This window comes from Paraneptunicella aestuarii (genome assembly GCF_019900845.1).
Classification (GTDB): Bacteria; Pseudomonadota; Gammaproteobacteria; order Enterobacterales; family Alteromonadaceae; genus Paraneptunicella; species Paraneptunicella aestuarii.
This window is the reverse complement of the sequence record NZ_CP074570.1, coordinates 2,605,441-2,623,188: the sequence shown is the minus strand read 5'-3', so window position 1 is coordinate 2,623,188 and position 17,748 is coordinate 2,605,441. Positions and strand designations below refer to the sequence as shown.

1 protein-coding gene (only partly in view) is annotated in these 17,748 nt (G+C 46.6%); it reads left to right on the top strand.

The window, feature by feature from the left end:
• On the top strand, positions 1 to 17,748 hold the 3' portion of the coding sequence (locus KIH87_RS10450; protein ID WP_232357837.1) for an SDR family NAD(P)-dependent oxidoreductase. Its footprint begins 12,954 nt before the window's first position; only the last 17,748 of its 30,702 coding nucleotides appear in the window; the start codon falls outside the window, past its left edge; it ends in the stop codon at positions 17,746 to 17,748.

Here is a 17,748-nt window from a genome sequence, read left to right as displayed (position 1 = left end):
TGTTCTTCGTCTTTAGTGGCGATTCACCGCGCTGTTCAGGCCATGAACGAAGGAAACTGTGATGCTGCATTTGTAGGGGGCGTAAACACGATTGTTAACCCGGAATTGCACATCAGCTTCAATAAGGCTGGCATGTTGAGCGAAGATGGACGATGCAAGACCTTCTCTTCTGCTGCCAATGGTTATGTTCGCGGCGAAGGCGTGGGTATTCTGTTCCTGAAAAAATTGAAACAAGCCGAAGCCGACAAGGATCATATTTACGGTGTTATCCGTGCTACTGCTGAAAACCATGGTGGTCGCGCCAATTCATTAACCGCACCAAATCCTAAAGCGCAAGCTGAACTGCTAAAAACCGCCTATAAAAAATCGGGCTTTAGTCCCAAAACCATTGCTTATATTGAGGCGCACGGTACAGGCACAGAATTAGGCGATCCTATTGAGATTAACGGCCTCAAATCAGCGTTCCAGGATTTATATCAAGACGCGGGGATTACCGTTGACACATCCCATTGCGGCCTTGGCTCGGTGAAAAGCAATATCGGTCACTTGGAACTTGCTGCGGGTGTGGCAGGTGTGATCAAGGTTTTGTTGCAGTTTAAACATCAAAAGCTGGTTAAAACCCTGCATTGCGAGAAGGTTAACCCTTATATCAATTTGCAGAATACGCCTTTCTACATAGTGCAGGAAACCAAGCCATGGGAGCGTTTAAAAGATGACACCGGGCAGGAAATCCCAAGACGTGCAGGGGTAAGTTCTTTTGGTTTTGGTGGTGCCAATGCACACATCGTGCTGGAAGAGTATAACGCTCCCAATACAGCACCTTATGAAGTACACGATGACGAAGTGCTCATTCCATTATCAGCACGAACCAAAGCGCAGTTAAGGCAAAAGGCTGAAGACTTACTGACTTATCTCGATGCCGCTACCGATTTTAATTTGAGTTCTCTGGCTTACACCTTGCAAGTCGGCAGAGAAGCCATGGAAGAGCGCTTGGGCTTGCTAGTGACTTCAAAGCAGGAGTTAGCAGAAAAACTTCAACACTATTTGGCTGATAAACAGGCTGATGGCCTGTATGTGGGGCAAGTGAAAAGCAATAAAGAAAACCTGTCCATATTCACCGCCGATGACGAGCTACAAGAAGCCATTGAAAAATGGGTAGAGCGCAAAAAGCTGTCCAAGCTTATTGAGCTGTGGGTGAAAGGGTTGGTACTTGATTGGAATAAACTGTATGGCGTAGTTAAACCTGCCCGCATCAAAGTACCAGGTTACCCGTTTGCCAAAGAGCGATACTGGATCTCCAGTGAACAAGAGCAACAAACCTACATCGAATCAAGCGCGCTTTCAACTCGCACGATTCATCCTTTGCTACACGAGAATACCTCAGATTTGCAAGAGCAACGTTTTACCTCTCGTTTCACTGGAACCGAGTTTTTCTTAAAAGACTACAGCATTGCGGGGCAACCAAGCTTACCTGCTTTTGCCTTCCTGGAAATGGCTCGTGCCGCTGTGGCCTATGCGTTACCTGAGACGGATGAATCCAGCGCCCTTGAGTTATTCGATGTGGCTTGGGGAGAGCTCATACTTGATCCCGGAATGCAGATTTCTATTGCGCTATTCAGGCATGACGATGAGCAGTTAGGATTCGAAGTGTTTAGTACCGAAGCTGGACAAGAAAAGATCTATTGTCAGGGCAAGGCCGAATACATCGCCAATTTGCCTGTAACGGCTCTGAACATCGCCCAGTTAAAGGCTCATATGCAAGCCAGTCGTTTTAATGCCGATCAAATACACTCGGCATTTGAGCACCTTGGCATTCGTTACGGTAGAGCGTATCAGAGCGGCATCACCCTTTATCGAGGTGAGCAACAATGGCTCGCTCAATTGAATTTGCCAGAAGCATTGTTATCTACCCAGGGGGACTATGTGTTGCATCCGGCAATAATGGATGCCGTGCTAAAAGCCACCATAGGAATGATGGCAGACAACAGCGACCTGTCGCACTACTTAACACTCCCCACAACAATGGATGCGCTCAGCATTCTATCGGCCTGCACGCCACACATGTACGCATGGATCCGTTACTCCACAGAGGGTAATGACAAGGTTGATATCGATCTAACCGACAGTGAAGGCAATATCTGTGTCAGGATGAGAGGGCTACAAATGAATACGGTATCTCAGGAACGTTTCTTTAAATCGGCGTCCACAAACCCTTCAACGAAAGTCGAGAACTCAGGCTCAAACGTCATGGCTAAACCATCCTCAAACCAGCCATTGGTTGTAATTGGCGGCGCTGGGCTATTCGGTATTTGCATGGGGGTTTATTTAAAGAAAGCGAATATCCCATTCAAGATTATCGAGAAAAACGATGATGTTGGCGGTGTTTGGTATGTCAATCGCTGGCCGGGCTGTGGCTGTGATATTCCCATGCTCGCTTATGCCTATTCATTCGAACACTTTAAAGGCGACATGTGGGCCAAACAGCCACAAATATTAGAGTATTTGCAAGGTGTTGCCAGCAAGTATGGGCTGTATGAACATATCGAGTTCAATACCCGTATTTTAGAAGCGTCTTACGAAGGTAGACAAGGTCATTGGCAACTGGCTTTGGACAGCGGTGAAACACTTAACACCAAATACTTTATTAATGCTGCCAATGAAGGTTTAGGCCATAGTAAAAAAATGCCAAATGTACCGGGTATTGATGATTTCAACGGTACGCTAAAGCATGTGCTTGAATGCAAAGCGGACGAGCTTGATTTTAACAACAAAAAAGTTGCGATTATTGGTAACGGTACAACCCAGGTTCAGCTGGTTGAAACTCTTCAGCCTGTAGTGGATAAATTAACGGTTTACGCCAGAACGCCGAAATACCTGTACCCCAGAGCCGTATACACAGAACAAACACAGCAGCGTTTAAGCAGTGATTATGAATACTGGTTACAGTGTCGTGCTGAATATCTGGCGGGGGTTGATGAGTTCTTCCATGTTTTAAATGATCCGGTCAAAATCAATCCGTTCCATCCTGACACGCAAATTGAAAAATATTTCAATCGCGTACTCGATGATGAGTGGCGCTCATTCTATAAATGGCTGGAAGAGCGAGACATGGTACCTGACTATACGCCGGGTTGCAGTCGTCCATGTTTATCTCATTCGTACCATCAACAAATCAGAGCTGAAAACGTCACCTTGGAAGGTAAGCGCATTACACGCATTACACCTACAGGAATTGAAACGGAAGACGGTGCTCAGGACTTTGATATCATTATCTGTGCTACAGGCTACGATTTACATGGATTTAAGCCTTTTTTCCCTATTTCAGGGCGCGATAACATTGACCTTAACAGCCAATTTGAAGGTTTCCCGCAAACTTACGCGGGTAATGCTTTCTCAAAATTCCCGAACCTGTTCTTTGGCGCAGGCCCGAGCTCAGGCACAAACTCCACGTCAGTAACGGAAATCTATGAAAGTAACTGCGAGAGCTTGTTGGAGATTATCCAATACTGTGAAGCCAATAACGTCAAATCTATCGAAGTTAAATCTGAAGAAGTGGCCAAGTTTGTTGATCACGTTCGAACTAAAAACCGTGATGGCTCGTTTGGTTCTGGATGTTCTTCCTGGTATCAGACCGACACAGGCGAAAATGCTGCCATTTTCCCAGGTACGTTGAATGAGTTCAGGAAGTGGCAAAAGTTCGATCCGGCGCATTACTGGTTTGAGTATTATGATGGCGATGGTTCTGACGGATCACACAAAGGTGGAAAGCATTCACTGACCACTCCGACTAGTGCCTCGAACAGTACGGTAGCAGCCAGCGCAGCAACACTACCAGAAGTGGTGCAAGAAGTTGCGCCCGCTATGATGATCGACGCTCAAAGCCTCGGCAACGACATATTGTCTTTGTTTTCACTGATCACCAAAATCGACAGTGGCAAGCTGGAAACCAATGAACCGTTGGGCAGCTATGGCATTGACTCGATTATGATTTCTGAGCTGGCGCGTAAAATCAGTGAGCGATTCTCTATTACTATTGAAGCCGTTAGCCTGTTCGAGTTGAGCTCGTTGGCAGAGCTGATCACGCTGGTGGAGAAAAAGGTCAACGAAAGCTTTTTTTATACTCAAGCAGCTCAAGCTGATCAAAACGTCAAAACAGCACCATTGGTAACATCTCCAACTACGCCATTTCCGTCATCGGCAACACTAAAAGAACTTGCTGTGTCAGTTGAGTCTGCGGACACCTTTGCTCATCGTCAACTTACCCGCCAAAGACCTGGTTCTCGGGCTAAACCTGTTGTGCAAAAACAAATTTCTCGCACGCTGGATACTCAATGCGACATCGCTATTATTGGCATGAGCGGCGCTTTCCCGGATGCCGTGGACTTAGAACAATATTGGGACAATATCCATAGCGGAAAAGACTGTATTCGGGAAATACCAGAAGATCGCTGGGTGTGGCAAGACACTTACGGCGACCCCAATACAGGTGACTTCACCAAAGTGAAGTGGGGTGGTTTTATTAAGGATGTCGACGTGTTTGATCCGGGCTTTTTCCATATTTCGCCGCTTGAAGCGAAATTGATGGATCCGCAACATCGTCTTTATATTCAAAATGTCTACCATGCTATAGAAAACGCAGGTTACAACCCGCAGACCTTAAAAGGTAAGCGCATTAGTGTGTATTACTCTGCGAATACAGTGGATTATCAGAAAATTGTTAAGCAAGGTCTGGTTCAAACGCCTCCTATCACCATGCAGGCGCAAGCCCATGTTTTTGCACCAAGCAGGGTGTCATACATGTTGGGTATCACCGGGCCTTGTGAGTTAATTGATACCGCCTGTTCCAGCTCTGGCGTCAGTATTAACCATGCTATCAATTCGATTAATTATGGTGGTTGTGAAGGGGCATTAGTGGGCGCGACCAACTTAATGCTATTGCCCGATTACCATAACATGTACGACAAAGCCGGCATGATCTGCGAAGACGGTCGTTGTAAAACTTTCTCTGCCGATGCCAATGGCTATGCGCGAGGAGAGGGGGTTGGTGTTATCTTCCTGAAGTCGTTGTCGCAAGCCGAAAAAGATGGCGACCCTATCGCCGGGGTGATCCGGGCGATTTCAGTGAATCATGGCGGGAAATCTAACTCACTCACAGCGCCAAATGTTAGAGCGCAGTTTGAGCTTATCAGCAGCGTTATCAAGAAAGCCAATATCGACCCAAGACAAATTGGTTTGGTTGAATGTCACGGTACAGGCACATCACTGGGCGACCCCATTGAAGTCACGGCCTTAAAAGAAGCTTATCAAGCCGCTTATCAAGAACAGGGCATATTGTCTGAATTTGACACCAAGCGCATTGGTTTGGGTTCCATTAAATCCAACATAGGGCATACCGAGCCGTTAGCGGGCTTGGCAGGTTTAATTAAAGTAATATTAAGCTTAAAAAACAAAGTATTACCGAAAACCTTGCATGTGCGTGAGGTTAATCCTCTTCTGAAATTAGAGCAAACGCCGTTCTTTGTTTTGCAAGAAAATCAAACTTGGCGTAGCCCGGAAATTGCCGGGCAAGTGCTGCCCAGAATGGCGGCGTTGTCTACCTTTGGTGTGGGCAACACGAATGTTCACATGATTATTGAGGAATACGAAACCGCCAATCTTGCTTCAAACAATGCGCAAATTCTGGCTAATCCTGTAATCATACCCCTATCAGCTAACACACAAGAGCAGCTTAAACAGCGTGCTCGTGATCTTCTGGACGTTGTTAGCAAGTATGAATCGGTTGATTTGAGAGCTATGGCTTACACGCTTCAAGTTGGGCGTGAAGCGATGGGTGAACGTTTGGGGATTATCGCCAGCTCTGCGGCTCAGCTCAAAGCAAGGCTTAGCGCTTATCTTGAAAAACAGAAAGATGTTGAAGGGGTTTTTCAGGGGCAAGTAAAAAGCAATAAAGCCACATTGGCTGTTTTTACCACCGATCAGGAGTTGCTTGCCGCAATCGAGAACTGGATTTGCCCCAACCCAAGCCCTAACAAGGCTTCAAAACTCGTTGATTTATGGGTGAGAGGATTTGAGTTTGATTGGAACAAACTGTACTTGGAAACCAAGCCTAAGCGCATTAACTTACCAGGTTATCCCTTTGCCAGAGAACGTTATTGGATTGATGCCAAGCCCAATAAGCAAGAGAGTATTAACCCAAAAACCAATAGTGAGTTAACTAACCTTCAAGGTTCAACTGGCGGTGGAGAGCGCTCTGTTGCCACCTTGTTGGCAAAACCGGTTTGGCTGCCAGCTCCGGTTTTTACAGTGCAAAATCAACAAGGATACGCAGAGCATCACCTTGTGCTGTGTGGGTTGGAAACAATTCAATCTGAGGCGATTTACAATGCAATCCCTTCAAGTCAGTGCCGCGTTTTACAATCAAACGCTGACACCATCGACCAACAGTATAGCGAGTATGCGCTAGCCTGTTTCGATTGGATTAAGGGACTTATACAATCTAAAGCGCAGCCTAAATCAAAGGAAAAAATCCTTGTTCAAATCCTTGTGCCTAATACTCCAGCGGGCTCAGTATTTGCCGGCCTTTCAGGATTACTGAAAAGCGCCACTCAAGAGAACCCCAAAATAGCAGGGCAACTTATCTATATTGACCCAGCGCTGAGTCCTGAATCGGTGGTGGAACAGTTACAGCAAAGTGCGCAGTTGCCGCAAGAATCGGTACTCAAGTATCAAAACGATGCGCTTTGGGTACAAGGCTGGGAAGAACTTCAAGGATTTGAAAAGGCACATGATCAAGCCCGTTGCGTATTCAAGGAGGGCGGTGTTTACCTGATCACGGGCGGGTTAGGTGGCTTAGGTTTGCTATTTGCCAAAGACATTCTCAGTAAAACCCGCAATGCCAGGCTGATACTGACAGGGCGCTCGGAGAGTTTGTCATTATCCCCCGAAAAACAAGCTTTGCTTGATGCCTTAAAAGTGAAAGGTGGCGATGTGGAATATCTCACCGTGGATGTGGCTGAACGTGAGGAAGTGAATGCTCTATTTGCGCATATTCAGCAAAACTATAAAGGGCTGGACGGCATTATTCACAGTGCTGGTTTGGTAGCAGATAACTTCATCCTTAAAAAATCTGAGCAAGAATTCAAACAAGTGCTCGCGCCAAAAGTGTCTGGTGCAGTAAACCTTGACGAAGCCAGCAAAGGCATGAACCTGGACTTCTTCGTGCTGTTTTCGTCAGGTGCCAGTGCCGTTGGTAATGCCGGGCAGAGTGACTACGCCGTAGCGAATGCTTTTATGGATCAGTTCGCTCATTACCGTAATCATTTGGTTGATACTCAGCAACGCTATGGGCGTACATTGTCGATCAACTGGCCACTTTGGAAAGACGGTGGCATGCGAGTGGATGCTGCTACCGAGTCAATGCTGACTTTCACCACTGGCATGGTTGCCATGAATACTGAATCGGGGTTGTTGGCCTTCTATCACAGCCTGAGTGCGACACCATCTCAAATTCTGGTGATGGAAGGAGACATTCAGAGAATAAGAGCCAGCATTATCGAAAAACGCACTGCGCCAAACCTAAGTGCCCCTGATCTGAGTGACATCAACGATGTTGACCCAGAGCAATTAACCCTGCGTACTTTAGACAAAATCAAAGTGCTATTTGGGGAAACCATAGAACTGCCAACGTCGAGCATCGACGAGAATGAAGTGCTAGAAGTGTATGGCATCGATTCGATGATCATTCAGCAGCTTAACCTGAAATTAGCGGCAATTTTTGGCAATATTTCAAAGACATTGTTTTTTGAATATCAAACCTTGGCTGAGCTAACCGAGCACTTTGTTAGCGACTATGGGGCAATCTGCCACCAGTGGACAGATTTAAGTGCTGAGCTCAATCAAGCGTCTCAATCCACGAAACCAACGACACAAACAAATACCGATATTGGTGCAAGCATACCCGGTACGGTTGCACTGAAATCAACCCCTATGCCTGTAAGGAGTGCTCCACCATCTGCACTTTCTGAACAAGAGCCTATTGCCATTATTGGCCTTAGCGGTATTTACCCGCAGGCGGATAATCTGGAGCAATATTGGGAAAACCTCAAAACGGGTAAGGACTCTATTACTGAGGTTGAACGTTGGTCGCTTGATGGTTTTTATCAATCGGACAAAGAAGAAGCAGTAAAACAAGGTAAGAGCTACAGCAAATGGGGTGGGTTTATAGACCAGTTTGCTGACTTCGACCCGCTGTTCTTTAACATCTCACCCAGAGAGGCCATGAACATCGATCCACAGGAACGACTGTTTTTGCAGGTGGCATGGAATACCCTTGAAGATGCCGGTTACACGCGAACGATTTTAAAACAGCAATATCAACAACGCCTGGGTGTGTTTGTGGGTATTACCAAAACCGAATTTAACCTGTATGGACCTGCGTTGTGGGATCAAAACCACAAGCTTTTCCCACATACCTCTTTTAGTTCCGCGGCGAATCGCTTGTCGTATTTCCTCAATGCCCGAGGCCCAAGTATGCCGGTGGACACCATGTGTTCCTCCTCGTTAACTGCGATCCACGAAGCCTGTGAGCATATTCGCCGTGGTGACTGCGAATTGGCCTTGGCGGGCGGGGTGAATCTTTATTTGCATCCGGCTAGCTATGTGGGGTTATGTTCTCAACGCATGTTGTCACAAGATGGCCAATGTAAAAGTTTTGGTGCTGGTGGCAATGGCTTTGTGCCCGGTGAGGGCGTCGGGGCGGTGTTGTTAAAACCGCTTGGTCAGGCTATTGAAAGTGGCGATGTTATTCATGCCGTGGTGCGTGCCACAGGCATTAATCATGGCGGTAAAACCAATGGCTACACGGTTCCTCACCCTGGCGCACAGGCGGAGTTGATCCGTTCTACGTTAGACAAAGCTGGCATTAGTGCGCGCGATATTAGTTATATCGAAGCGCACGGAACCGGAACTGAACTGGGCGACCCCATTGAAATTACCGGATTGTCTCAAGCCTTCGCAAAAGACACTCAGGAATCGGGCTTTTGCAAAATAGGTTCGGTGAAATCCAATATTGGTCATTTAGAGGCTGCCGCAGGCATTGCCGGGGTGACAAAAATCATCCTGCAAATGCAACACAAGCAAATTGTACCGAGCCTGCACTCTGCCACCCTGAACCCTAATATCAACTTTGAAAAAACGCCGTTTGTGGTGAATCAAAGCCTGAGTGCCTGGACTGGGGATAAAGGGAAAAGAGATAAAGAGTCAAATGAAGGCAATAACGCCAAGCCGTTATTCGCGGGTATTTCATCTTTTGGCGCAGGTGGAGCCAATGCTCATGTGATTTTGCAAAGTTATGATCAAAGTTATGATCAAAGCTATGGGCAGACTCTTGTTGCTCCAAACCGCAGTGCAGAGCTAGGCGAACCGGTTGCTATTGTCTTGTCGGCACGCACCAGACCTCAGTTACAACAACGCGCAAAAGATTTATTGCAGTGTATTCAGGTACGCACGTTGTCGTTGGAATCGGTGGCATATACCTTACAGGTAGGTCGAGAAGCCATGGAAGAACGCCTTGGCTTTGTGGTTAGCAGTATGCAAGAGCTGGAAAGCAAGCTGCAAGGCTATTTAGAAGATAATCAGACTGACTCAAACCAAACCATTGACCATGAGTTTTACATTGGTGCAGTGGAGAGCGGAAAGCATTGGGTGTCTGAATTTAAAGCCAATGGAAACTGGTCGAAGGTCATCACGGAGTGCTTGGTTAACAACAGTTTACCAGAGCTGCTATCAATGTGGGTCAACGGCTTAACCTTCGACTGGGGCAAGTTATATGACCCGGAGTTATCTGTATCCAAGCCCAAAATTAAACCTAAGCGAATCAGTTTACCCACTTATCCCTTTGCCAGAAAACGCTATTGGATTTCAGAAACTCTGAGAAATGAAATGATTTCAAAACCTGCAGCCAATATTTCAACACCGAGTCTGCCGGCTCAACGTTCACCCTCATCTTCAATCAATACTGCCACTACAAATATTGGCAGCGTCACTAGTGTAGCTGGAAAGAAAATGCGTAGAGTCTTAGGGCAACCTTCATTAAGCTTTAACATTTATGGAATAAGAACCAAGCCTGACAATATTCAACTGGTAGCCTTATCTGATTTGCCCTTGTTGCTTGATACGCAAACAGAGATCCGAGCGACTATAAAGCAGGAGCCACTTAGTCCTCCGGTTGTAGAGAACACCAATTCGCTACGTGACACTCAACTCGTGTCCGGTGTTAAGGCTGATTTATCAGGAGCCAGCTTGCGCAAACAGCTTGCTGGCAGTTTGGCCAAAGCGTTGTACATGGAAGAGTCGGAAATCAGTTATCAGAAGCCTTTTATCGACTTGGGGCTGGATTCGATTGTGGCAACCGAGTGGGTAAAATCCATCAATGACACTTATGGCCTATCCATGATGGCAACCAGGATTTATGACTATCCAACTATTGTTGAATTGTCGGATTTTCTGGCGCAGAAACTTCAAAACGCTAACAGCGCTCCGGCTCCTGTTCAAACACACTCTGAGCCAGTGGCCCTGGGCTCGGTACAAGAAACTCCACTTGCTGCGACAGTACAAAGTGAAAATCCTGGTGCAACGCAAAGCCAGAGCAGCATTTCAAGTTCAACGCTACAAAAATCCTTAAGAAGCAGCTTGGCAAAAGCCTTGTATATGGAAGAGTCGGAAGTCAGTTACCAAAAGCCCTTTATCGACCTGGGGCTGGATTCGATTGTGGCAACCGAGTGGGTAAAGGCCATCAATGACACCTACGGCCTGTCCATGTCGGCAACTAAAATTTATGACTATCCAACCATTACTGAATTAGCGACTTATCTACTATCAAAAATAGAACCAAAAATTAACGAAGCAGAGAAGCACCAAGCGCAAAGCCAGGTCAATGCTGCTATGCCACTCATGACTGAAACGGCAGAGCTTATTGCCCAGGCTGACTCTATCTTCCGGGAATACAATGATGCCAAGTCTCAGAGTTCCAATGGGATGTCGTTAAAAGCGCTGCAAGACCAATTGAAATCGGGTTTGGCAAGGGCGCTGTATATGGATGAATCTGAAATCGGCAACGAAAAAGCCTTTATTGATTTAGGCCTGGATTCGATTGTGGCTATTGAATGGATAAAGGCGATTAACGAAGAATTTGGGTTATCTATTTCAGCGACCAGACTCTATGATTACCCCACCATTGTGGAGCTTTCAGGATTTTTGCAACCCAAATTGAGCGCTTCTTCAACAAGTTATCGTTCGACGCACACGAGCGAAGTACAAGACTTTGACTCAGACGATGACACGCTTGTTGTATCAAAGCCGGTGTCTATTTTACAGTCTGCCGCCAGTTCGCAACCAGTAGCCGGTGCGCCGTCTTTTACAAAAGCCGCTCCCGCTGTTTCCCGAGAAATGTTGCAAAAAGAATTAGCACGCAGTTTAGCCAATGCCCTTTATGTTGATGAATCTGAGATTGGCTATCACAATGCCTTTATCAATCTGGGTTTAGATTCGATTATTGCGATTGAATGGGTCAACGCCATTAACGAACAGTACGGACTCTCGTTGGCAGCTACCAGATTGTATGATTATCCCACCATTGTTGAGTTGGCGGGCTTTTTGGCTGACAAGGTCAAGCCATCTGAAGCAGGTTCTTCAACCCCGGTTGTTAATGAACAAGCAGAACAGGCTGAGCGCAAAGTATCACCTTCGTTGAAACCAGCATCGGCTCCAGCGCATGCTTATCAGCCTGAGGCAGTGGTTCCTGTTCAACAACCTGCATCCTCTCTCGCCCCCGTGCGTGAACGTCAGGTTAAAACTGAAAAAGTGGCGATTATCGGCATGTCGGGCAGGTATCCGGGAGCAGAAAATCTGGATGAATATTGGGAAAATCTGGCTCAGGGAAAGAACTCGGTACGTGAAATTCCTGCATCTCGTTGGGATGTAAACGCCTATTTTGATCCAGACCCCACAGCCAAAGGCAAAGTGTATTGCAAATGGTTGGGAATGCTCGACGACATCGACTGCTTCGACCCTATGTTCTTCCAAATTACTCCGGTCGAAGCTGAGCTGATGGATCCTCAGCAACGCCTGTTCTTACAAGAAAGCTATAAAGCCTTTGAAGATGCGGGTTATGCCAGCGAAACCTTAAACAACATGAATTGTGGCGTTTACCTTGGGATCATGAGCGGTGAATATTCCCTTATGTTCCCTAAACACAACATGGGGATCTCTGCAACCGGGATCAGTTACGCTATTGCTGCGGCGAGAATTTCTTATTACCTCAATTTAAAAGGGCCTGCGATCCCGGTTGATACGGCGTGTTCTTCTTCGTTAGTGTCAATTCATCTGGCGAGTCAGGCATTGCTCAACCATGAAATTGACATGGCATTGGCGGGTGGGGTGACCTTATACCTTATCCCGGAGGCTTATGTGTCTATGTGTCAGTCGGGTATGTTGTCACCAGAAGGGCAATGTAAAACCTTTGATGATTCAGCCGATGGCTTTGTTCCGGGAGAAGGCGTTGGGGCTGTATTATTGAAGCGTTTGAGCGATGCTGAAAAAGATGGCGACAACATCTATGGTGTGATCCTTGGTTCGGGCATTAACCAGGATGGTAAAACCAACGGTATTACGGCACCAAGTGCCAACAGCCAAATGGAGCTGCTACGAGACATTTACACCCGATACAACATTCACCCAGACACAGTGAATTACATCGAAGCTCATGGCACTGGTACTAAACTGGGCGATCCCATCGAACTTGATGCCTTATCTGAGGTGTTCAGCGAGAAAACTCACAACAAAAACTACTGTGCCTTAGCATCGGTAAAGAGCAACCTTGGACATACCTCTGGCGCAGCGGGCGTCGCGAGCGTGCAAAAAGTCTTGTTGTCGATGAAATATCAACAGTTAGCACCGAGTCTTCACTTTACCAAAGAGAACAGTCATTTTAACTTCAAAAACTCGCCGTTTTACGTCAATACCGAGCTAAAACACTGGCAAAGTACCTCGCATCCGTTACGTAGAGCGGGGGTGAGTTCATTTGGGTTTAGCGGTACGAATGCTCACCTTGTGCTAGAGGAATACCCGCATCACCAAAGAGCGCAAAATGTGGTTTCGGTACAATCCAGTAGCACCTATATCATTCCGGTGTCTGCGAAAAATACTGCTCGTCTGTATGATTACGTGCAGCGATTAAAAGACTTCTTGTCTGGAAATCAGAATGTATCGTTAATGGAACTGGCGTATACCTTGCAAACAGGCCGCACCGCTATGGATGCCAGAGTAGCATTTGCGGTAAAAGACCTGTCGCAGCTATTAGCAAAACTGGAGTTATACCTACTCAAAGAAGAATCTATCGAGAATGTACGCCAAGGGCAAGTACAGCAAAACGACGAGCTTTTGGAGTTATTTTCTAACATGGCCTACGTGACCGATGATTGGATCAGCCGTGGTGAATTGTCAAACATCATGGATTTGTGGGTACGTGGTTTTCAGTTTGACTGGCGCAAACTCTATGGTGAAGTGAAACCGAAACGCATTAGCTTACCGACATACCCCTTTGCCAAAGAGAGTTATTGGCTACCGAAAGTACCGAGCGACGTGCAGAGTGATGTAAAAATAGAAGCGCAAGTTAAATCGAAAACTGAGCAGTCATCTGATACATCAGCCAGCACATCCAAACCAGAGCTTGTGCATTCGGTGATCCACCCGCTATTGCATGAGAATATTTCCGATTTATCAGAACAACGATTTGTATCTCGATTTAATGGCACTGAATCTTTCTTTAATGCGCCATTGGGTAACGCTCTGTTTGCTATGAACTACCCTGAAATGGCACGCATCGCGCTAGAAAAATCTACAGGCAATCGCCAGCCGACCCGTTCCATTGTTTTAAAACAGATGAACTGGGGGGCTGCGTTTAAACTCAATGCAGCCGACACTCCGCTATACACGACGGTGTTTGAACAAGATGATGGTTCGCTGCACTATGAAATTTATAGTGAGATGGTTGGTAGAGAAGGTCTCAGTGATGGTAGCAATGAAAGCATCATCCACTTTGAAGGTATGGCGCTATTTACTGATAACCGCTTAGAGGGCAAAGAACAACAGCCACAAACAGCATCGTTGCCACTGGATATTCCTGCACTGCAATCAACCATGACTGCAGTCGAAATGAAGGCTGGACTGCTTGGGGTTAACGCCCTTTATAAAAATGACAATCAAGGGCTAGCCGTTCTGTCTTTGCCTGAAATAACTGCCGAGCAAGACCATGCAATGTATCCTGACCTTATGGAAGCTCTGTTACAAGCCATTGGGGGTTGGGTAGCGAGTTGCGAAGGTTCACAACTGAAAATTGTTGTGCCTATTGCTTTAGACTCTCTGGAAATTATCGCGCCTGTTGAATCTATTCATAAAGAGGCAGAGATGTATGCCTGGCTACGTAATGTCTCCGACAATACTGTCCCGAAAGATACCTACACGTTGGATGTCGACCTGTGTGATTATCAGGGAAATGTGTGTATTAAACTTAGGCACTTAAATTTTGATTTATTCGATGAAAGTGCATTCAAAGCCAGCGGACTAAGGCGCCAGACCTTTGTTAAAAAAGACTGGAGACTTGCTTCTTTGCCACCGTCTCAAACTGTGCCTTCGCCAATGCTTGTGCTACATAACAACGCAACCAAAGCCTTGGCAGAAGCAATACAAAGCAAGGTCGCACAAACCCGTTTGATTCAGGAGCGCGACCTCGCAACATCCGAATTCAAGCAGGTCGCAATGCCCTGCAAAGTCTGGATAGATCTCACTGGTTTGGAACAACATGAACCTAACACACAATGGGTGTCGCTGTTACAGGCCGTGATAGAGGAAAATCGAGCCAATAAAGTGCAACTATTCTACATTACCCAAGGGCTTGAAAGTCTGGTTGGTGATACGGTTGCACTGACCGATACACAGCTTAATGGCGCGCAACGTGTTGGATTGTACCGCATGCTGCAAAGTGAATATCTTGGCATCACATCTCGGCATGTGGATTTGGAGCCTAAGTCTTCTCCTGAAGCTAACTTGGCTGAGCAGGTTGAGCAAATTTTGCAAGAGGTCTCAAGTCAAACTCACGATGTTGAAAGTTGTTATCGCCAAGGTGAACGATATGTCAGCCATTTGCATGAAACTCAATACAACACGTTGCCATCGGTAAGTTTTAACGATGCTGATGTCGTATTGGTAACCGGTGGAACCCGTGGTATCGGCTTGTTGTCTGCTCGTCATTTAGTCACACAGCATGGCGTTAAGCGTTTGGTGCTGACAGGAAAGGAAACCCTGCCAGCTCAGGAGACATGGAATGATGCGGCGCAAATTTCTCAATTACCGCAATCAATACAGGATAAAATCAGCCAAATTCAGCAGCTACAAAGTTTGGGTGCTCAAGTTGAGGTTTGTCCGTTTCCATTAGACGATTTACCGGAGTTGGCTAAGCAATACTATGCCATTCAAGCCAAAGTCGGCCGAATTACTGGGATCATCCATTCCGCCGGTATTACAGACAGCGATAATCCTGCTTTTATTCGCAAAACCCCTGACAGCGTTGCCAAAGTGCTAGCGCCTAAAATCAGCGGTTTGCAAAACCTTATGCAAGTGGTAGATCGCGCATCGCTGAGGTTTGTTTTGCTGTATTCCTCGGTGTCGGCGGCAATACCAGGCTTAAGCGTAGGCCAGAGTGATTACGCTATGGCGAACAGCTACATGGACTATTTTGCCAGTGCTTACAGTGCTCGCAACGCTGTGCCTGTAGTGAGCATTCAGTGGCCAAGCTGGAAAGAAACCGGCATGGGGGAAGCGGTTGGCTCTGCCTATAAAAACACGGGATTATTAAGCATTACCAATCAAGAAGGGTGTGCGTTACTAGATCGGGTTTTGGCAAATCTCAATACTCCGGTTGTTATGCCCTTAGTTGTTGATACCGAGCGTTTTGATTCTGCACGATTAATGCGAACAGAAGAGATGCAGGCATTGCAGCATGTGTCTACGCTTAAAAACCAAATAAAGCCTAACGAAGCAACGTCTACTCAAACAGCTACCACAAACACAAAGGCTGCACAGCAATGGTTACGTTCATTATTTGAGTCAGAGCTCAAAATGAAATCAGGGCAGTTGGATGCCAAAATCTCGTTTGCCGATTATGGTGTCGACTCCATATTGCTTGCGCAGTTAGTACAAAGGCTCATCCGAGAGTTAGGGGTGCAATTATCACCATCGATATTATTGGAATACTCCACCTTATATGCCTTCTCTGAATGGGTACAAAACACTCATCCAGGCTTGGTTGCTGAAAAGTTATCAGTGGCAACGGATAAAAACGTAGCTAGTGAAACAGCATCTGTTACCAGTGAGGTTGATTCGCTCACCAAAGAGCATGTTTTACCCGAAATTAAAGCAATGCCGCGAAAAGTCAGAGTACCCAAAGGCGTGTCACGTCGTGGTGTTGGTACTGGTCAAATCGCCGTCGTGGGCATGTCGTGCCGTTTTCCGGGAGCTTCGAATATCGACGAGTATTGGGCGCTATTATCCTCTGGACGACGTGCTATTACGGCTGTGCCTAAAGAGCGTTGGGGATTGGATAAAAACTATTACGCTGGTCTCATTGAAGACTCCTATGAATTCGACCATGAATTTTTCATGCTGCCACCTGAAGATGTATTGGCGATGGATCCACAAGCCCTGGTGTTATTAGAAGAAAGCTTGAATGTTATCTACCATGCAGGCTACACCCATAATGAACTGGCAGGTAAAAATGTGGGCGTATACATAGGTGCTCGCAGTCAAGGGGCTAATCTGGCAAACATTGAGCATTGCCGTAACCCCATTATGGCGGTAGGGCAAAACTATCTGGCTGCGAATATTTCGCAATTCTTCAACCTTAAAGGCCCATCGCTGGTGATTGACACCGCTTGCTCTTCCTCGCTGGTTGGTATGAACATGGCGGTGGAAGCAATGCGCGCTGGCAGCATTGATTCTGCTCTGGTTGGCGGCGTGAGCCTGCTAACCAGCTCAGGAGCCCATGAAATATTTGAGAAGCGCAATTTGTTGCAGCCCAATGGCGAATTCCACATCCTTGACCAAAGAGCGTCAGGCGTGGTGCTAGGTGAGGGTTGCGGCATGGTGTACTTGAAGCCCCTTGAACAGGCCAGACAGGACGGCGACAGCATTTACGCCATTATTGAAGGTATTGGTATCAATAATGATGGCAGAACCGCTGGCCCCGCCACGCCAAACATGGACGCTCAAGCAAGCGTAATGCAATCGGTATTAAAACAAACGCAATGCTCAGGCCAGGATCTCAGTTATTTGGATGTCAACGGCTCAGGCTCAGAAGTAACTGACTTGCTTGAAATTAAAGCGATAGCTTCTGTTTATGGCGGCAAAGAGCAGACTAAACCTCTGTATTTGGGCTCGATGAAACCCAATATCGGCCATCCATTATGTGCCGAAGGCATCGCCAGCTTTATCAAAGTTGCCTTGATGTTGCAGCACCAACAACTGGTTCCTTTCTTGTCGGGTCAGGAACCGCTCAAGCACTATTCGGTAGAAGAGTCGGGGTTTGCTTTCCCAAGGCAAGCACAAGCTCTGGACATGCAATACGCTGGCTTGAACTGCTTCGCAGATGGCGGCACTAACGCTCATGTCATTTTGAGCAAACCCGATCAGAAATAA